The organism is Actinomadura formosensis NBRC 14204 (assembly GCF_001552155.1).
Lineage (GTDB): Bacteria > Actinomycetota > Actinomycetes > Streptosporangiales > Streptosporangiaceae > Spirillospora > Spirillospora formosensis.
Genome location: NZ_BCQQ01000015.1, coordinates 1 through 17,171, shown reverse-complemented (window position 1 = coordinate 17,171; position 17,171 = coordinate 1). Strand labels below are relative to the sequence as shown.

The following is a 17,171-nucleotide window of genomic DNA, read 5'->3' as shown; positions in this document are numbered from 1 at the left end:
ACCGTGGAGAATCCGAGAGAACGCTGGATCGGGCGGGAGGCCGGCCCGGTCGTGCGCCCGTACGCGGTCACCCGCGGGCGCACCCGCCCCCGCGGTCTCGTCGTCGACCTGGTCACGATCCTCGTCGCGACCGGCCGCACCCCGGGCGACCGGGTGTGGCTGTCCCGCGAGCAGCGGCGGCTGCTGGAACTGTGCCGGCGGCCGTCGACGCCCGCCGACCTGGCCTCGGAGACCGACCTTCCGTTCCGGGTCGTGCAGATCCTGCTGGAGGACCTGCACCAGTACGGCCTGATCGAAGAGGTCCCGCAGGCGGCGGAACCGTCCGAACGTCCCGACCCCCGCATCCTGATGAGAGTGCTCGATGAACTTCGCCGCCTCTGAGTCCTCGGTGTCTCAACGGCAAGACGACGACGTCCCCCTGCACACGCTCAAGGTGCTGGTGGCCGGTGGCTTCGGCGTCGGCAAGACGACGCTGGTCGGCGCGGTGAGCGAGGTCCGCCCGCTGCGCACCGAGGAGACCCTCACCGACGCCTCGGTGGGGGTGGACGATCTCGGCGGCATCGAGAGCAAGACCACCACGACCGTCGCGATGGACTTCGGCCGCCTGACGTTCTCCGGCGGTGTCCGGCTGTACCTGTTCGGGACGCCGGGCCAGGAGCGGTTCTGGTTCATGTGGGACCAGATCGCCTACGGCGCGGTCGGCGCGATCGTGCTGGTCGACACCCGCCGGCTCAGCACGAGCTTCGCGTCCATCGACTTCTTCGAGGAGCGGGGGATCCCGTTCGTCATCGCCGCGAACCAGTTCGAGGGCGCCCGCCGCTACAGCGCGGATGAGATCCGCGACGCGCTCGACCTCGACTCGGACGTCCCGGTGCTGATGTGCGACGTGCGGAGCCGCGAGGTGGCACGGGGCGTGCTGGTCGCCCTGGTCGAGCACGCGCTCCAGCTGGCGCAGCGTTAGCCGGCGGTCATGCGGGCGACGATGAGGGACGCCAGCGCGGCGTAGGCGGCGGAGTCGTCCAGGCCGGTCTGCGCCTTGATCTCGCCGCGGTGGATGGACTCCATCACCTGCCCGGCGACGGCGCCGACGAACGCGGCGTCCGTGCCGGGCGCCGCCTCCCGGACGAGCCCCCGCACGCGGCGCACCGCGAACGCGGTGTTGCGCTTGTAGATCTCGCGGGCGGGGGCGAAGGCGTCCAGGTCGGCGAAGAAGGCGGGGGACGCGGGGGCGAGTTCCGCCGAGATCGCGCGCAGGTAGGCGCCGACGCGTTCGCGCGGGTCCGCCTGCGAGTCGAGGACGGCCTCCACCCGCCCGGTCGCCCGGCGGAAGAACGCGCGGACCACCGCCGCGATGATCTGCTCCCGGCTCGACGCCACCGTGTACAGGGTGCTCTTCGAGCAGCGCAGCAGGGCGGCCAGGTCGGCGACGCTCAGCTCGGCGAACCCGCGGTCGAGGAACACCTCCATGAGCCGCCCGATCAGCGCCTCGCGCCGCCGCGCCGCCCGCGTCCCGCGTTCGTCCGGCGAGGTCATGCCGGGAACAGTACCAAAATGGGTTCGCCAGTACTGGTTTTGGTACTGTCGGCGTACCGAAAGGAGCCCGCCATGCCCGCCACCCGGCACCTGCCGACCCCCGAGTCCGCGGACCTGATCGCGCTCACCCGCGAGATCGCGGCCAAGGAGCTGGCGCCGCACGCCGCCGGCGCCGAGCGCACCGGGACGTTCCCGCGCGAGGTGTTCACGACGCTGGGCCGGGCGGGTCTGCTGACGCTGCCGTACCCGGAGGAGTTCGGCGGCGGCGCCCAGCCGTACGAGATCTACCTGCAGGTCCTGGAGGAGATCGGCGCGGCGTGGGCGAGCGTCGGCGTCGGCGTCAGCGTCCACGCGCTGTCCTGCTTCCCGCTGTTCGCCTACGGCACCGACGAGCAGCGCGCGCGGTGGCTGCCCGGCATGCTCTCCGGCGAGCGGCTCGGCGCGTACTGCCTGTCCGAGGCGCACGCCGGCTCCGACCCCGCCGCGATGCGCGCCAAGGCCGTCCGGGACGGCGACTCCTACGTCCTCAACGGCGCCAAGGCGTGGACGACCCACGGCGGCGAGGCCGACTTCTACACCGTCATGGCCCGCACCTCCGACGACGGCGCCCGCGGCATCTCCTGCTTCCATGTCCCCGCCGGCACCCCCGGCCTGGAGTTCGACGAGCCCGAGGACAAGATGGGCCTGATGGGCTCCACCACCGCGACCGTCCGCCTGGTGGAGGCGCGCATCCCCGCGGCCAACCTGATCGGCCGCGAGGGCCAGGGTCTCTCCATCGCCCTCGCGGGCCTGGACGCCGGCCGCCTCGGCATCGCCGCCGTCGCCACCGGCCTCGCCCAGGGCGCCCTTGACACGGCCGTCGCGTACGCCAAGGAGCGTGAGGCGTTCGGCAAGGCGATCATCGACCATCAGGGCCTCGCCTTCGTCCTCGCCGACATGGCCGCCGCCGTCGAGTCGGCCCGTGCCACCTACCTGTCCGCCGCCCGGCTGAAGGACGCGGGCCGCCCCTACGGCCGCGAGGCGTCCATCGCCAAGCTGGTCGCCACCGACAACGCCATGAAGGTCACCACCGACGCCGTCCAGGTCCTCGGCGGCGCCGGCTACACCCGCGACTTCCCGGTGGAGCGCTTCATGCGCGAAGCGAAGGTGATGCAGATCTTCGAGGGCACCAACCAGATCCAGCGCCTGGTCATCTCCCGCCACCTCGCCCGCTGACCCGGCGGCGAGCCGGGTCTAGAGCCGGACGTACTCGTAGTCGAACGGCTTGCCGTTGACGCCGCTGCGCGGCGGCGCGATCCAGCCGGCGATCTTGCCGCGCTGGTGGACCGGCCGCATCAGCGACCGGACGTGGGTCTTGTCGACCTCCGTCGGCAGCCAGGCGCCCTTGCGCCCCTCCCATTCGGCGGCGCTCAGGATCTCGCCGTCCGGGGTGGTCTCGATGCCGGCGAACGCGCCGACCTTCCGGTTGAAGGCGATGCTCGGCAGGGAGAGGCGCTGCGGCAGGCCCGCCTCGGACAGGATGCGGTTCCACCGGTTGACGCCGCTCTGGCAGTCGGAGACGTACTCGCGGCGCAGGTCGGTGTTCAGGCCGGTGAGCGCGGCGACCTCGGTCCGCCCGATGGCGCCGTCGACCAGGGCGTCCACCATGATCGAGTCGTCGGTGAGACGGTGGTCGTCCCGGCGGCGGCCCTCCATCCAGCGTCCCTTGAGGCCGGCCGTGTAGTAGTTCGCGACGTTGCCGGACGTCTCGGAGCCGAACAGGTCGAGCGACACCGAGTAGTGGAAGTTCAGGTACTTCTGGATGACGTCGAGCGAAATCGCGCCGTGCGGGGTGACGTCGTCGGTGTCGTGCTCCTTCATGAGCTGGACGGTCCGCTCCACCACCCGGTCGACGCCCGTGGTGCCGACCATCATGTGGTGGGCCTCTTCCTTGAGCATGAACTCGCACGTCCGTGACAGCGGGTCGAACCCGGACTCCTTCAGCGTGCCGAGCTGGTACTTGCCGTCCCGGTCGGTGAAGTAGGTGAACATGTAGAAGGACAACCAGTCGGGCGTCTCCTCGTTGAACGCGCCGAGGATGCGGGGCGACTCCTCGCTGCCGGAGTTGCGGTGGAGCAGTTCCTCGGCCTCCTCGCGGCCCTCACGTCCGAAGTAGGCGTGCAGGAGGTAGACCATCGCCCACAGATGACGGCCCTCCTCGACGTTCACCTGGAACAGGTTGCGCAGGTCGTAGAGGCTGGGCGCGGTGGCACCGAGGTTGCGCTGCTGCTCGACGGACGCGGGCTCGGTGTCGCCCTGGATGACGATGAGACGTTGCAGGTCGGCGCGGTACTCGCCGGGAACCTTCTGCCAGGCGGGCTCGCCCTTGTGCGCGCCGAACCCGATGCGCCGGTCGCCGTCGCGTTCGGCGAGGAAGATGCCCCACCGGTAGTCCTTCATGGCGACGTGCCCGAAATGCGCCCAGCCCTCGCGGCCGACGTTCACGGCGGTCCGCAGGTAGACGTCCTGCGTGGGCAGGGACGGGCCCATCGACTCCCACCAGGACAGGAAGTTCGGCTGCCACGACTCCAGGGCGCGCTGGAGGCGCCGGTCCTCGCGCAGGTCGACGTTGTTCGGGATCTTCTCGGTGTAGTCGGCGGTGATCGCCATGGGTCAGGCTCGCTTTCGGTCGAAGTCGGCGCGCCGCCCGGTGCCGTAGCGGCGCAGCGCGCCGTCGGGGCCGGACGCGTTCGGGCGGGTGAAGATCCAGTTCTGCCAGGCGCTGAGCCGGCCGAAGATCTTGGTCTCCAGGGTCTCCGGGCCGGGGAAGCGGCAGTTGGCCTCCAGCCCGGTGAGCGCGTCGGGGCTGAAGCCGGCCCGCTCCTCCAGCGCGATGCGGATCTCCTCGTCCCAGTCGATGTCGTCGGGCGCGAAGGTGACCAGGCCGAGGCGCTCGGCGTCGGCGGCTTCGAGCGGCTTGCCGGCCGCGTCGCGGACGGCGGCGAGCGCCTCGTCGTCGCCGAGGAAGCGGGTCTCCAGACGGGTGAGGCCGTTGCTCATCGGGAGCGGGCCGAGGTTCATCGCGTCCACGGTGATCGCGGCGGGGTCGGCGCCGGGGTCGATGTCCTCGAAGACGCCGTCGAGCTGGTAGGCGCGGTCGGCGGCGAGCACGATCTCCAGGAGCGAGCCGGCGAAGCAGCCACCCGGCTCGATCAGCGCGATGAGGCTGCGGCTGGTGACGTCCAGGCGCTTCAGCGTCCGCTTGAGGTAGTGGACGATCTCGTTGGCGAGCCAGTCCCCGGCGTTGTCGAGCAGCAGCCGGTCATGGGCGAGGACGTGCCCGGCCGACCCGGTCGTCCGGAACGTCCACGTGCCGAGCCCGAGTTCGTTGGTGCGCAGGTCGAGGATCAGGTCGTCCAGCTCGCGGGCCATGGCGAGCGTCCAGAAGTCCGCGCCCTGCCCGTGGACGTCGCCGGGCTCGGCGTCCGGTCCGGCGACGGTGATCTCGACGACGCCGGCGGCGCGGTCCAGCTTCGCCGACACGTGCCGGTAGGTGATGGACGTGCCGGTGCGCTCCTTGGTGAGCGGCGTCAGCGCGATGCCCTCGGCGCCCTGCGGCCGGGACGAGCGGGCCGCCAGTTCCCTGGCGCGCTCCGCGACCGTCGCGTCCCAGGCCGTGCGGGGCACCGCCTCGTCGACCAGCCGCCACGCGACGGCCTTCTTGCCGCCCAGCCCCTCGACCTTGGTGCAGAAGTAGTCGGCGCGGTCGCGGCGGACGCGCCGCTTGTCCGACACGCGGGTCAGTCCGCCGGTGCCGGGCAGGACGCCGAGCAGCGCCACCTCCGGCAGCGACACCGCCGAGGACCGGTCGTCCACGAGCATGATGTGCTCGCAGGCGAGCGCCAGCTCGTATCCGCCGCCGGACGCGGTGCCGTTGACCGCCGCCAGGTAGGTCTGGCCGGAGTTGGCCGTCGCGTCCTCGATGCCGTTGCGGGTTTCGTTGGTGAACTTGCAGAAGTTGACCTTCCACGGGTGCGGGGACGCGGCCAGCATCCGGATGTTGGCGCCCGCGCAGAAGACCTTCTCCCTGCCGCTGGTGATCACGACCGTCCGTACCCCGGGGTGCTCGAACCGGAGCCGCTGGACGGCGTCGTACAGCTCGATGTCCACGCCGAGGTCGTAGGAGTTGAGCTTGAGCTCGTAGCCGGGGACCAGGCCGCCCCGCTCGTCCACCGCCATCGTGAGGGTGGCGACGGGTTCCTCGACGTCCAGGCTCCAGTGCCGGTAGCGGGACGGGTCCACACGGAACTCCACGTGCGGTGTGGTCATGAGCTGTCCTTCCCCCCGGTGCCGTCTCCACCATGCTCTACAGATATTGTTTTATGCGTCAAGGATTTGTAGTACATCAACCGGCCGGGCCGTCCCGGGCGGCCATGGCCCGGCGCCCGCTCAGGGCGTGTTCAGCAAGGTCGCGGCCAGTTCCCGGACGGCGAAGCGGCGCAGCTTGCCGGTCGGCGTCGTCGGGAGCCCGTCCACGATCAGCACCTCGCGGGGACGCTTGTAGGACGCGAGCCCGGCCCGGCAGAAGTCGATCAGCTCCCCCGGCTCGGCGGCCGTCCCCTCCTTGAGGACGACGGCCGCGACGGGCCTGTCCAGGCCGTCGGCGTCCGGCAGCCCGACGACCGCGGCCATCGACACCGCCGGGTGCTCCAGCAGCCGTCCCTCCACCTCGGACGGCGACACCCAGATCCCGCCGGCCTTGAGCATGTCGCCCGTCCGGCCGAGGCAGGTGTAGTAGCCGTCGTCGTCCACCACATAGGTGTCGCCGGTGCGCAGCCACTCCCCCTGGAACACCTTCCGGGTGGTGTCCGTGCGGCACCAGTAGCCGGTCGCGATCGACTCGCCCTTCACCATCAGCGTGCCCGGCGTGCCCGGCGCGACCTCGGCGCCCTCGGCGTCCACGATCCGCAGCTCGTAGCCGGGCACGGCGGTGCCGGTCGTGCCGGGACGGACCCGCCCCGGCCGGTTCGACAGGAAGATGTGCAGGCACTCCGTCGAGCCGATCCCGTCGAGGACCTCCACGCCGTACCTCGCGGTGAAGCGGCGGCACAGCTCGGCGGGCAGCGGCTCGCCCGCCGACACCGCCAGCCGGACGGACGCGAACGCCTCCACCGGCACGTCCGCGTTCAGGAGCGCGGCGTAGAAGGTGGGCACCGCGAAGAACAGCGTCGGACGGTACTCGATCAGCCGTGCCGCGACGGACGCGGGCGTCGGCCGGTCCGGATCCAGGATCGCGGTCGCGCCGGCGGCGAGCGGGAAGAACAGCGAGTTTCCGATCCCGTAGGCGAAGAACAGCTTGGCGACCGAGTAGCAGCGGTCCTCGGGGGTGATGCCGAGGACCTGGCGGCCATAGGTCTCCACCACGTGCCGGATGCCGGCGTGCCGGTGCATCGCGCCCTTCGGCCTGCCCGTCGTGCCGGACGTGTAGAGCCACAGCGCGCTGGAGTCGTCCGAGGTCAGGTAGGGGTCGCGGGGTTCGCCGCCCCGGGCCCGCCCCGCGGCGATCAGGTCCGCGAAGGGGCTCACCCGCACGCCGGGCGGCGCCTGCAGGCCGCCGTCCCCCTCCACCGCCACCTGCCGGACGCCCGGCGCGTGCGCGAGCGCCGCCTCCGCCGCCGCCGCGAACCGGTCGCTGACCAGCAGCACTCTGGCCCGCGCGTCGTTGAGCAGCGCGGCCAGCTCGGCCCCGGTCAGCATCGTCGACACCGGCACCGGCACGGCGCCGAGCCGCATCGCGCCCAGGATCGCGGCGGCCATGAACGGGCCGTCCGCCATGAACAGGACCACCCGCTCCTCGCCGCGCAGGCCCCAGCCCTCCAGCCCGGCGGCGACATGCCCGGCCAGTTCGGCCAGCTCGCCGTAGCCGAGATCGCCGCCGGGACCGGTGAGGGCCGTCCGTCCGGCGGTCTCGTCCTCGGACGCCGCCCGGAGCAGGTATTCGGAAGCGTTGAACGTGGCGGGCACAGCCGGTGCGGCCGCCGTTTCAGCGGTCATCGGGATCTCCAGTCTCCGGGAACCGTGACACTAATGCTCTACATATATGAAACGTTAGTCAATGGACTTGTCGAATGATGGCCGAGCGGGTGAGAGTCGCGCAATACTGGACAGCGTTCCACGGACGGCCGCGCCCCAGAAGGGCTCAGGAGGAGAACACATGGCCCGAAACGGCGAGGACGCGGCGCACCCCAGGCCCCAGTTTCGGCGCCGGCGCGAGCTCGGCGCGGCGAGCGCCCGCTCGCTGCTGCTGACCCTGCTGGGCGAGTTCGTCCTGCCCGCCGGCGAACCGGTCTGGACGGCGACGTTCCTGCGCGCGCTCGGGCTGCTCGGCGTGGAGGAGAAGGCGGTCCGGCAGGCGCTCGCGCGCAGCGCCGCCGAGGGCTGGCTCGCCGGGGAACGGCACGGCCGCCGCACCGCCTGGCGGCTCACCGCGTCCGGCGAGCGGCTGCTCACCGACGGCACCGAGCGGATCTACGGCTTCGGCTGCCCGGTCGGCGAATGGGACGGGCGGTGGCTGCTCGTCCTCGCGACCGTCCCGGAGACCAACCGCAGGCTCCGCCACCTGCTGCGGACGCGGCTCGCGTGGAACGGGCTCGGCAACCTCTCCCCCGGCGTGTGGGTGAGCCCGCGTCCCGAGCGCGAGCCGGAGGTGCGCGGGGTCCTCGGCGAGATCGGTGTCGCGGACACCTCCACGCTGTTCACCGGGCGGCTCGGCGACCTGGCCGAGGCGCGGCGCGTGGCCCGGCAGGCGTGGGACCTGGACGAGATCGAACTCGCCTACGAGGACTTCCTGGACGCCGTCCGCACGCTGCGTCCCGGCGACGACCCGGGGACGTTCGCCGCGCACACGAGGCTCGTCCAGGAATGGCGCCGGTTCCCGTTCCTCGACCCGGGCCTCCCGGCGGAGCTGCTCCCGGACGGCTGGTGCGGCTCACAGGCGTTCACGCTCTTCCACGAGCGCCACGACACCTGGCGTCCCGTCGCCGACCGGCAGTGGAAGGCGATGACCGCGGACTGAGCGGCCGGCGACTGAGCGGCCGGCGACTGAGCGGCCGGCGACTGAGCGGCCGGCGACTGAGCGGCGGCCGGTCGAGCACGGGCCGCGATCAGTGTCGACCGGGCAGGGCACGTGTAGGAAACGCCCCGCTGGGAAATCGGAAAAGGATCGGCGCCGCGACGGGAGGTCCTGTGGGATGAGCAGCTTGATCGGACGGAATCTGCTCGCGGGGGCCGAATCCGACGTCGCCGCCGACTCCGGCTGCACCGACCATCCGCCGAGGATGGGCTTCTTCACCGACACGTCGGTGTGCATCGGCTGCAAGGCGTGCGAGGTGGCCTGCAAGGAGTGGAACGCCGTTCCCGAGGACGGCCTGGAGTTCACCGGCATGTCCTACGACAACACGCAGGGCCTCAGCGCCGACACGTGGCGGCACGTCGCGTTCATCGAGCAGAACAAGCCCATGGGGCACGCCGAGACGGGCGCCGGCCACGGCGACGGCACCGATCTGCGCTGGCTGATGGCGTCCGACGTGTGCAAGCACTGCACGCACGCCGCCTGCCTGGACGTGTGCCCCACCGGCTCGCTGTTCCGCACCGAGTTCGGGACGGTCGTCGTCCAGGAGGACATCTGCAACGGGTGCGGCTACTGCATCCCGGCCTGCCCGTACGGGGTCATCGATCAGCGCAAGGGCGACGGCCGCGCATGGAAGTGCACGATGTGCTACGACCGGCTCGGGGCCGGCCAGGAACCGGCGTGCGCGAAGGCGTGCCCCACCGACTCCATCCAGTACGGGCCGCTGGAGGAGCTGCGCGAGCGGGCCGCGTTGCGCGTCGAGCAGCTCCACGACATCGGCGTCGCGGACGCCCGCCTCTACGGCCACGACCCGCAGGACGGCGTCGGCGGCGACGGCGCGTTCTTCCTGCTGCTGGACGAGCCGGAGGTGTACGGGCTGCCCCCGGATCCGGTCGTCACCACGCGCGACCTGCCGGCCATGTGGAAGCACGCGGGTCTCGCCGCCGCCACGCTGCTCGGCGGCCTCGCCGCCGTCTTCGCCGTCCACGGCCCCCGGGGAGGTGCCCGATGAGCGGTTCGGACGTGGGCGGGGAGGGCGTGCGCGGCGCGCGGCCGGGCCGGGAGGCGCAGGTCGGCAAGGGGCTGCGCCGCGGGGACGGCGGACGGCGCGGCAGGCGGCGCGGCGGACGCGGCGAGAAGGCGATGGTGCCCGAGGCCGAGTTCACCTCCTACTACGGCAAGCCCATCCTGAACCCGCCGGTCTGGAAGGCTCTCGACATCGCCGGGTACTTCTTCCTCGGCGGGCTGGCCGGCGCCGGGTCGGTGCTGGCGGCGGGTGCGCAGCTCACCGGGCGCCCCGCCACCGCGCGGGCACTGAAGATCTCCTCGCTGGCCGCGATCGGCGGGTCGGCGGCCATGCTGATCCACGATCTCGGACGGCCCGGCCGGTTCTTCAACATGCTGCGGGTCATGAAGCCGACGTCCCCGATGAGCGTGGGCTCCTGGCTGCTGGCCGCGTACGGGCCGGCCGCGGGCGCCGCCGCCGTCCTGGACGTGGCGGGACGCTTCCCGCGTCTGGGCGGGGCCGCGACCGCCGGGGCCGCCGTGCTCGGCCCCGCGGTGGCCGCCTACACCGCCGTCCTGGCCGCCGACACCGCGGTGCCCGCCTGGCATGAGGCGCACCGCGAACTGCCGTTCGTCTTCGTCGGCTCGGCCGCCGCCGCGGCGGCGGGGATGGCGATGGTCGTGGCACCCGTCCGCGAGACCGGCCCGATGCGCACCGCCGCCGTGTTCGGCTCCGCCCTGGAGCTGGCCGCGGCCAAGGTGCTGGAGCGCCGGGCCGGGCTCGCCGCCGAACCGTACAAGCGGGGCGGGGCCGGCCGGCTCATGCGCGCGGGCGAGGTCCTGGCGGCCGCGGGCACCGCCGGGGGCGTCCTGCTCGGCGGACGCAGCCGCGCGGCGGCCGTGGTCAGCGGGGCGGCGCTGCTGGCGGGTTCGGCATGCACGCGTTTCGGCGTCTTCCAGGCCGGGATGCAGTCGGCGCGGGACCCCAAGTACACCGTGGTTCCGCAGCGGGAACGCCTCAACGCGCGCGCCGCGGAGGCGGGCGTCTGAGGCGGGCGTCCAGAGCCGCCCTCCCCCGCCCCTGCCGCCGCATACATCATCCTTCGTGGGGGAGGTCACAGAAGTCGGGCCCGGATCGCGTCACACTCCGGGGTGTCCGGCGCATCTACCTCTGTGGTGGCACCTGCGCGAAGGCTTGGGAGACGGCATGGAGAGCGTGGCCAGACGGTACGACCTGACGATGCTGTACGCCGCGTACGACGCGTTCCGCCGCGACACGGCCCGGCTGGAGGCGGCGGCCGGACCGGACGGCCCCGCGGTGGCCAACGGCTGGGCGCTGTTCAGCCTCCACTGGCATCTCCAGGACGCCGCGGAGAAACAGACCCTGTGGACGGTGATGTACGCCAAGGACGCCGACGCCCCCGGACGGGTGGGCGCCGTCCTCGACTCCCTGGCGCTGCGGACCGTGCGGGTCGTCCCGCTGGTCGACGGCGTGGACGCGGCACTGGAACACCGTGACCGTTTCATGTTCGCCCGGTACACCCGGGATCTCCGCGCGGCCGTGGACGCGCTGCTGGACTTCAAGGAGTCGGCCGTCCTGCCGCTGATCCAGGAGACTCTCACGCCGTTCGAGTGGGGCACGTTCGACGTGGAGTTCCGGCGCGGGCTCGGCGTCCGCGGGCTCGGCGTGTTCCTGCCCTGGCTGCTGGACGGCGCCCCGGAGGCCACCCGCCGCGCGGTGCTGCGGCTGCTGCCGCCGCCGATCCGGCTGTGCTACCGGGTCGGCTGGCGGCCGCGCTACCAGCGCCGCAGCCACCTGGCGCGCCCCGCCCGCTGACCGTCTCCGCGAATCCGCGCGGTGTGACGCGGTGCACATCACCCGATGTCACACTCCTCCGTTCTCGCCGGTCTTATCCCTGAGAGCACGACAGGCGCGAGCGGCGCGACGGAGGGATGCGGACGATGGCGGGATTGACGGGCGCCACGGCACAGGCGCTGGACGAGCGGCTCGGCACCACCGGGTTCGCCCGCAAGGCGCTGCGCAAGGCGTTCCCGGACCAGTGGAGCTTCCTGGTCGGCGAGATCGCGATGTACTCGTTCGTGATCATCCTGCTGACCGGGGTGTACCTGACGCTGTTCTTCAAGCCGAGCATGCACGAGGTCGTCTACCAGGGCTCCTACGCGAAGCTGCGGGGCGTGGAGATGAGCGAGGCGTACGCCTCCGCGCTCAAGATCAGCTTCGATGTGCGGGGCGGGCTGCTCGTCCGGCAGATCCACCACTGGTCGACGCTCATCTTCATGGGCGCGATCCTCGTCCACCTGCTGCGCAACTTCTTCAGCGGCGCGTTCCGCAAGCCCCGCGAGCTGAACTGGCTGATCGGCATCCTCATGTTCATCCTGGTCATGTTCAACGGCCTGTTCGGGTACTCGCTGCCGGACGACCTGCTGTCGGGCACCGGCCTGCGGATCGTGGAGGGCGTCACCGCGTCGATCCCGGTGGTCGGCACCTACCTGGTGATGTTCCTGTTCGGCGGGGAGTATCCGGGCACCGACGTCATCCCGCGCCTGTACATCATCCACGTGCTGCTGATCCCGGGCGTCCTCGCGGCGCTGATCCCGCTGCACGCGATCGTGCTGACCTGGCGGCAGACGCACACCCAGTTCCCCGGCAAGGGCAGCTCGAACAGCACCGTCCGCGGGTACCCGTTCTTCCCGGTGTTCATCGCCAAGACCACCTCGCTGTTCCTGTGGGTGCTGGGCGTCACGACGCTGCTGGCGGCCTTCTTCCAGATCAACCCGGTCTGGCTGTTCGGCCCGTACGACCCGGGCGCGATCAGCTCCGGCTCGCAGCCCGACTGGTACATGGGCTGGCTGGAGGGCGCGCTGCGGATCATGCCCGCCTGGGAGATCACCGCCTGGGGCCACACGGTCACGCTGAGCGTGGCCGTCCCGGCGCTGGTGGTCCCCGGACTGCTGTTCACCGGCCTCGCCCTCTACCCGTTCCTGGAACGCTGGGTGACCGGCGACCACCAGATCCACCATCTGCTGGACCGGCCCCGCGACGTCCCCGCCCGGACGGGCATCGGCGTCGGCGGCATGGTCTTCTACGGGACGCTGTGGCTCGCGGGCGGCAACGACGTCCTCGCCGACCGGTTCCACGTCCCGCTGTTCTGGACGACCTGGTTCTTCCGCTTCCTGATCGTCCTCGGGCCGGTGCTGGCCTACATCGTCACCTACCGCATCTGCGTCGGCCTGCAGCGCCGCGACCTCGCCCTGGCCCGGCACGGTCTGGAGACCGGCGTCATCCGCCGGTCGCCGGACGGCGGCTTCAGCGAGGTCGAGCGGCCACTGCCGGACGAGGCGATCGCCGCCATCACCGACCCGCGTCCGGCGCCCGCCGTGGACCTGGACGTGCCGCCGCCCATCGACGACGTCGCGAGCCCGCGCGGCAGGACCGCCTCCGGCCGCGTCCGCGCCGCCCTCAACCGCCGCTTCCGGGCCGACCTCGCCGTCGTCCCCGCACGCGCCCCGGTGGACTCCCCCGATGACCGCCCGGCGATCGACGAGCCGGCGCGGGCCGCCGGGGCCGGAGCGGTCAGTCGGCCTCCTTGGCGAACTCGCGGAGCCGGGGCAGGTCCACCACGGTGATCCGGCGCCAGCCGGTGCGGATCAGGCCGGCGCGGCGCAACCCGTTGAGTGCACGCGCGACGGTCTCCCGGGAGGCGTCCATCCAGCTGCCCAGCTCCTCCTGGGACAGCGGCGGCCCGATCTCGATCGATCCGTCCGGCGCGGGCGGGACGTGGTGGGCCGACAGTTCCGCGAGGTGCGTCAGCAGTGACGCCAGGCGCTGCGGGCCGCGGCTCGCGACATGCGCGGTGAGCCGCCGGTCGGAGTCGTCCATGCGCTGGACGAACGTTCCGGTGACGAGCATCCACACGTCCGGGTGCTGGTCCAGGAACCCGGTGAAGCGGGCGGCGGGCACGACCAGTGCGCGGACCGGCGACAGCGCGGTCACGGTCGCGGCGCGCGGCCGGCCGCCCAGCACCGCGCTCTCGGCCAGCAGGTCGCCGGGGCCGCGGACGGCCAGGACCACGTCGTGGCCGTCCGCGGTGGCCGAGGTGACCTTCGCCCAGCCGCGCTCGATGATGATCACATGGTCGGACTCGTCGCCCTGGTACACGAGCGGCGCCTTCACCGGGTACTGCCGGGGCCGCGCGGCGCCCCGCAGCGCGGCCTGCTGCCCGGGGTCGAGCGCGGCCCAGAATCCCGGCCGCGGGGAGGACGCCGCGTACACTGCCAAGAGCCGTCTCCTTTGCCCGCCGTCACCGCTCCCGGTCAATCAAAACTGTAAACCGGGAGCCGCCCGCCTGTGCACCGCGAGAACCCGGATAAGCCTCCCGGCCGGCACGGGTCACGGCCCGCGGCCGGTTCCGGACGGCGTGCGGGCCCGCTACGCCCGCGGCGGCGCGGGTTCGATCGTCAGGGCCCCGTGGTCGAAGCTCAGGTAGCCGGCGATCTTGGCGGCGTCCGCCAAGGGATCCTCGTAGGACCAGGCGGCGTTCTCGGCGCCGTCCAGGGACCAGTACGTCGCCTCGCCCTTGTACGGGCAGACGGTCCGCTTGTCGCCGCGGGTCAGCAGGTCGCGGCGGACGTCGTCGGCCGGGATGTAGAAGCGGTTGGGCAGCCCCGTCTCCGACAGCAGAAGCGGACGCCGGGTCTCCGCGATCACCTCCCCGTCCCGCAGCACCCGGACGTGCCGGGAGGTGCGGCGCGCGTCGACGCGGTGGAACGGGTCCCGCAGGTGCCCGTGGACCTGCTCGTCCTCGTCGAACCAGGCGTCCATCGGGTGCCAGTAGAACGCCATGTACCCGCGCAGCCACGACGACTCGGGCTTCGGCTCGGGATAGGCCCAGACCGCGTTCTCCGCGGCCCGGTCGCCGACCCGGACCGTCCAGTAGGCGGCGTCGCCCTTGAACGGGCAGTACGTGGAGTGGGTGGTCTTCTCCAGCAGGCCGGTCCGGACGTCCTCCTCCGGGACGTACAGGACGGGCAGCAGCCCCGTCTCGTGCAGGAGCTTCCCGCGCTCGGTGTCCAGGACGGTCTCGCCCGCGAACCTGGCCCGGACGCGGCGCGGGAAGTCCTGCATGAACAGCCGGTGCTCCGGCCCCTTGATGGTGAAGTTGACCTCGTCGCCGGGCGAGCCCGCGAGCGGTCCCGGGCCCATGGTCAAGGACATGGCGGCTCCTCATACTCCCGTCGGCATCGTCTCCAGTTCACCACGGCGCGCCGCCTCCAGGTGCAGCGGCTGGAGCGCGGAGGTGATCCGGAACCAGCACAGCGCGTCATAGCGGTCGGCGAGCCTGGTCGGGACGTACTGGCGCCGGTCGCGGTCCATGTCGTACACGACGCCGATCGCGCGGTGCCCGAGCGTCCGGGTGAGGAAGGACGGCTTGTCCGCTTCGGGCGGCACGATGAACAGCCCGCGGTGCAGTTCCGACTCCGCCAGCACCTCCTCCAGCGAGCCGCGGACCGGCGGCGGAACGTGCATGACCTCCATCGGGGCTCCCCAGCCCGGCGCCGCGACGACCTCGCCCGGCCCGCCGGCGAACCCGATCGCCACGACCCGGTCCCGGCCGTGCCGCTCCCGCGCGAGCTGGCCGAGGCTGACCATCCCCGCGTCGGCCATGTTGGTGGCCCGCGCATCGCCGATATGGGTGTTGTGCGCCCACACGACCGCCTTGCCGCCGTCACGCTCCGACTCGTGGAACTCCATGAGCCGGTCGAGGGTGTCGGCCATGTGGACGTCCCGGACGTTCCACGCCTCCGGGCCGCCGCCGATCATGGCGCGGTAGTACCGCTCGGCGCCCACCGCCACCTCGGCGTTCTGCCGGGCGTCGAGCTCCTCCGCCGGGTCCCCGGCGTCCGCCGGCCGGCGCAGCCCGGTCAGCAGCGCCAGGACCTCCTCGGCGCACCCGCCCGGGACCAGCGCGGCCGACCGCCCGTAGGCCCGCGGGTCCTCGGCGTGCGGCTCGAAGCAGCGGTACGCCTCCAGCGCCGTCTCCAGATACTCCGGACGGTTGTCCGCCAGATGGCCGACGACCGCGCGCAGCGACTCCCACAGGCTGTAGACGTCCAGGCCGTAGAAACCGGCGCGCTCGCCGGACGGCAGGTCGGCGTTGTGGCCGCGCAGCCATCGGCAGAACTTGACGGTCTCCTCGTTGGCCCACATCCACGTCGGCCAGCGCTCGTAGGCGTCCAGGACGTCCCGCGGGTCCTCCGGCGAGCCCTCCGCCAGCGTCACGCAGCGGCCGACGCGCCGGCAGTCCGGCCAGTCTCCCTCCACCGCGACGAACGAGAACCCGCGCTCGGCGATCAGCCGCCGGGTCAGCGCCGACCGCCACGCGTAGTACTCGTGCGTGCCGTGGCTGGCCTCGCCGATCAGCACGCACCGGGCGTCCCCGATCCGGTCCAGCATCGGATCGAGGTCCTCCTCGTACTCCAGCGGCAGCGCCGCCCCGAGCACGTCATCGGCATCGCTCACGGCGATCCCCCTTCTGTAGTAATTCGGGGGGTTTGTCGGTATTCGTCCCGTACCCGCGGAACGGAACCGCACCCGTGGGAATCAGCGGGGACGCCCGATGCCGCGGCCCCGGTGCGGCCCCGGCGCGACCGCCGCGGGCCGTCATCTCGGCGAATGCGATCGAGACGTAATGCGAATCGGCCACAGAACGCCAAGAGAATGGATAGTCTCCCAGCGATCACTATTGGTCGAGTAAAGAACTCTTGGGAGCACACGCCGCATGAGCGCTGCCAACCGGGCTCAGGTCATCACACGGTGGGGGGCCATCGCCTTCATGGCGGCCGCGGTCCTGACCGCCACCGCCGGTGGCTTCGCCCAGTCCTACGCCGGCCTTTACCACTGGGCCCTCGAACACGGCCTGCGGGGCTGGAAGGCCGAGTCGTTCCCCCTGCTGGTCGACCTTTTCATCATCGTGGGAGAGCTCGGCCTCTTCCTGCTCGCCATCGACGCCTTCGTGCTGCGCCGCCGGACCCTGCTGAGCTGGCTGGACTTCTGCCTGCCGCTGACCATCGCCCTCGCCGGGTGGACGGCCAGCCTCATCTTCAACGTCGGCCACGTCGGCCACAAGACGTTCTCCTACCAGGCGACGGCCGCCGTCCCGCCGATCGTGTCGATGCTCGGCCTGTTCGTCCTGCTGCGGACGCTGCACCGGTACGTGTCGCAGGAGTTCGAGAAGGAGGAGAAGGCCAAGCAGCCGGAGCCGCCGCAGCCGCGCGCGATCGCCGGTCCGGTCACGCTGAACCAGATCACGCTGATGCCGCTGCGGACCACCGGGCCGTTCCCGCAGATCCAGGTCCCCGGCTACTCCGGCAAGGCGCTCGAATCCGGCACATCGGCCGCCGCGGAGCCCGCGGCCAAGACGGAGGCCGCCGAGCCGGCGCCCGAGCCCGCGGCGAACGCGTCCGCCCAGGCCACCGCCGCCGCACCGGAGCCGCCCGCCCCCAC

At 72.2% G+C, this 17,171-nt stretch carries 16 protein-coding genes; 9 read left to right on the top strand and 7 right to left on the bottom strand.

All coding sequences use genetic code 11. From position 1 onward, the window contains the following. Window positions 1-3 precede the first annotated feature (3 nt). A complete protein-coding gene (locus AF1_RS05945) occupies window positions 4-381 on the top strand; it encodes a DUF742 domain-containing protein (protein WP_067794025.1) in 378 nt (125 codons plus the stop codon). Continuing rightward, the gene (locus tag AF1_RS05940; RefSeq protein WP_067793987.1) at window positions 362-961 is read left to right on the top strand and encodes a GTP-binding protein; all 600 of its coding nucleotides are present in this window, start codon (window positions 362-364) and stop codon (window positions 959-961) included. Before AF1_RS05945 ends, AF1_RS05940 begins: the two co-directional genes overlap by 20 nt. Here AF1_RS05940 and AF1_RS05935 read toward each other — a convergent pair. Further along, a complete protein-coding gene (locus AF1_RS05935) occupies window positions 958-1,533 on the bottom strand; it encodes a TetR/AcrR family transcriptional regulator (protein WP_067793986.1) in 576 nt (191 codons plus the stop codon). The genes AF1_RS05940 and AF1_RS05935 overlap by 4 nt on opposite strands. 72 nt (window positions 1,534-1,605) lie before the next feature. On the opposite strand from AF1_RS05935, the gene AF1_RS05930 reads away from it, so the two are divergent. Next, a complete protein-coding gene (locus AF1_RS05930; RefSeq protein WP_067793985.1) occupies window positions 1,606-2,748 on the top strand; it encodes an acyl-CoA dehydrogenase family protein in 1,143 nt (380 codons plus the stop codon). Window positions 2,749-2,766: 18 nt separating this feature from the next. Here the strand turns inward: AF1_RS05930 and boxB are convergent, their stop codons facing one another. The 3 genes from boxB to AF1_RS05915 form a co-directional block, all read right to left on the bottom strand. Continuing rightward, on the bottom strand, window positions 2,767-4,182 hold the full coding sequence (gene boxB / locus AF1_RS05925) for a benzoyl-CoA 2,3-epoxidase subunit BoxB (RefSeq protein ID WP_067793984.1): 1,416 nt from the start codon (window positions 4,180-4,182) through the stop codon (window positions 2,767-2,769). Window positions 4,183-4,185: 3 nt separating this feature from the next. Continuing rightward, window positions 4,186-5,841: a 2,3-epoxybenzoyl-CoA dihydrolase gene (boxC, locus tag AF1_RS05920; RefSeq protein WP_067793983.1), complete on the bottom strand. Its 1,656-nt coding sequence runs from the start codon at window positions 5,839-5,841 to the stop codon at window positions 4,186-4,188. Between the two features lie 120 nt (window positions 5,842-5,961). Further along, entirely contained in the window at window positions 5,962-7,566 is a 1,605-nt protein-coding gene (locus AF1_RS05915) for a benzoate-CoA ligase family protein (RefSeq protein ID WP_067793982.1), read from the bottom strand. Window positions 7,567-7,726: 160 nt separating this feature from the next. Between AF1_RS05915 and AF1_RS05910 the strand changes: the two genes are divergently transcribed. From AF1_RS05910 to qcrB, 5 genes are all read left to right on the top strand, one after another. Beyond that, entirely contained in the window at window positions 7,727-8,587 is an 861-nt protein-coding gene (locus tag AF1_RS05910; RefSeq protein WP_067793981.1) for a PaaX family transcriptional regulator, read from the top strand. Window positions 8,588-8,762: 175 nt separating this feature from the next. Then, a complete protein-coding gene (locus tag AF1_RS05905) occupies window positions 8,763-9,653 on the top strand; it encodes a 4Fe-4S dicluster domain-containing protein (protein ID WP_067793980.1) in 891 nt (296 codons plus the stop codon). Further along, window positions 9,650-10,696: an NrfD/PsrC family molybdoenzyme membrane anchor subunit gene (nrfD, locus tag AF1_RS05900; protein ID WP_067793979.1), complete on the top strand. Its 1,047-nt coding sequence runs from the start codon at window positions 9,650-9,652 to the stop codon at window positions 10,694-10,696. The genes AF1_RS05905 and nrfD overlap by 4 nt, the downstream gene beginning before the upstream one ends. A gap of 157 nt (window positions 10,697-10,853) precedes the next feature. Beyond that, window positions 10,854-11,483, top strand: coding sequence for a hypothetical protein (locus tag AF1_RS05895; RefSeq protein ID WP_067793978.1), 630 nt, complete (start codon window positions 10,854-10,856; stop codon window positions 11,481-11,483). 125 nt (window positions 11,484-11,608) lie between these two features. Beyond that, window positions 11,609-13,294, top strand: a complete 1,686-nt coding sequence (qcrB, locus tag AF1_RS05890) for a cytochrome bc1 complex cytochrome b subunit (RefSeq protein ID WP_067793977.1) — start codon at window positions 11,609-11,611, stop codon at window positions 13,292-13,294. Here the strand turns inward: qcrB and AF1_RS05885 are convergent. The 3 genes from AF1_RS05885 to AF1_RS05875 all read right to left on the bottom strand — a co-directional run bounded on the left by AF1_RS05885 (window position 13,242) and on the right by AF1_RS05875 (window position 16,187). Next, window positions 13,242-13,940 (bottom strand): Crp/Fnr family transcriptional regulator, encoded by a 699-nt coding sequence (locus AF1_RS05885; protein ID WP_242608772.1) that lies wholly within the window; start codon window positions 13,938-13,940, stop codon window positions 13,242-13,244. The two genes, qcrB and AF1_RS05885, sit on opposite strands and share 53 nt — an antisense overlap. A 156-nt stretch (window positions 13,941-14,096) precedes the next feature. Further along, window positions 14,097-14,882: a DUF427 domain-containing protein gene (locus tag AF1_RS05880; protein WP_067793975.1), complete on the bottom strand. Its 786-nt coding sequence runs from the start codon at window positions 14,880-14,882 to the stop codon at window positions 14,097-14,099. 9 nt (window positions 14,883-14,891) lie between these two features. Beyond that, window positions 14,892-16,187: an erythromycin esterase family protein gene (locus tag AF1_RS05875; protein ID WP_242608768.1), complete on the bottom strand. Its 1,296-nt coding sequence runs from the start codon at window positions 16,185-16,187 to the stop codon at window positions 14,892-14,894. Window positions 16,188-16,446: 259 nt separating this feature from the next. Here AF1_RS05875 and AF1_RS05870 point away from each other — a divergent pair. Continuing rightward, window positions 16,447-17,171 (top strand): DUF2637 domain-containing protein (locus AF1_RS05870; protein ID WP_157419138.1); only part of this gene is annotated, 725 nt, incomplete at its 3' end.

Excerpts from the sequence above, each read along its gene's own strand:
- AF1_RS05940 (WP_067793987.1), top strand. The coding sequence starts at position 362 with ATGAACTTCGCCGCCTCTGAGTCCTCGGTGTCTCAACGGCAAGACGAC.
- AF1_RS05935 (WP_067793986.1), bottom strand. The coding sequence starts at position 1,533 with ATGACCTCGCCGGACGAACGCGGGACGCGGGCGGCGCGGCGGCGCGAG.
- AF1_RS05930 (WP_067793985.1), top strand. The coding sequence starts at position 1,606 with ATGCCCGCCACCCGGCACCTGCCGACCCCCGAGTCCGCGGACCTGATC.
- boxB (WP_067793984.1), bottom strand. The coding sequence starts at position 4,182 with ATGGCGATCACCGCCGACTACACCGAGAAGATCCCGAACAACGTCGAC.
- boxC (WP_067793983.1), bottom strand. The coding sequence starts at position 5,841 with ATGACCACACCGCACGTGGAGTTCCGTGTGGACCCGTCCCGCTACCGG.
- AF1_RS05915 (WP_067793982.1), bottom strand. The coding sequence starts at position 7,566 with ATGACCGCTGAAACGGCGGCCGCACCGGCTGTGCCCGCCACGTTCAAC.
- AF1_RS05910 (WP_067793981.1), top strand. The coding sequence starts at position 7,727 with ATGGCCCGAAACGGCGAGGACGCGGCGCACCCCAGGCCCCAGTTTCGG.
- AF1_RS05905 (WP_067793980.1), top strand. The coding sequence starts at position 8,763 with ATGAGCAGCTTGATCGGACGGAATCTGCTCGCGGGGGCCGAATCCGAC.
- nrfD (WP_067793979.1), top strand. The coding sequence starts at position 9,650 with ATGAGCGGTTCGGACGTGGGCGGGGAGGGCGTGCGCGGCGCGCGGCCG.
- AF1_RS05895 (WP_067793978.1), top strand. The coding sequence starts at position 10,854 with ATGGAGAGCGTGGCCAGACGGTACGACCTGACGATGCTGTACGCCGCG.
- qcrB (WP_067793977.1), top strand. The coding sequence starts at position 11,609 with ATGGCGGGATTGACGGGCGCCACGGCACAGGCGCTGGACGAGCGGCTC.
- AF1_RS05880 (WP_067793975.1), bottom strand. The coding sequence starts at position 14,882 with ATGTCCTTGACCATGGGCCCGGGACCGCTCGCGGGCTCGCCCGGCGAC.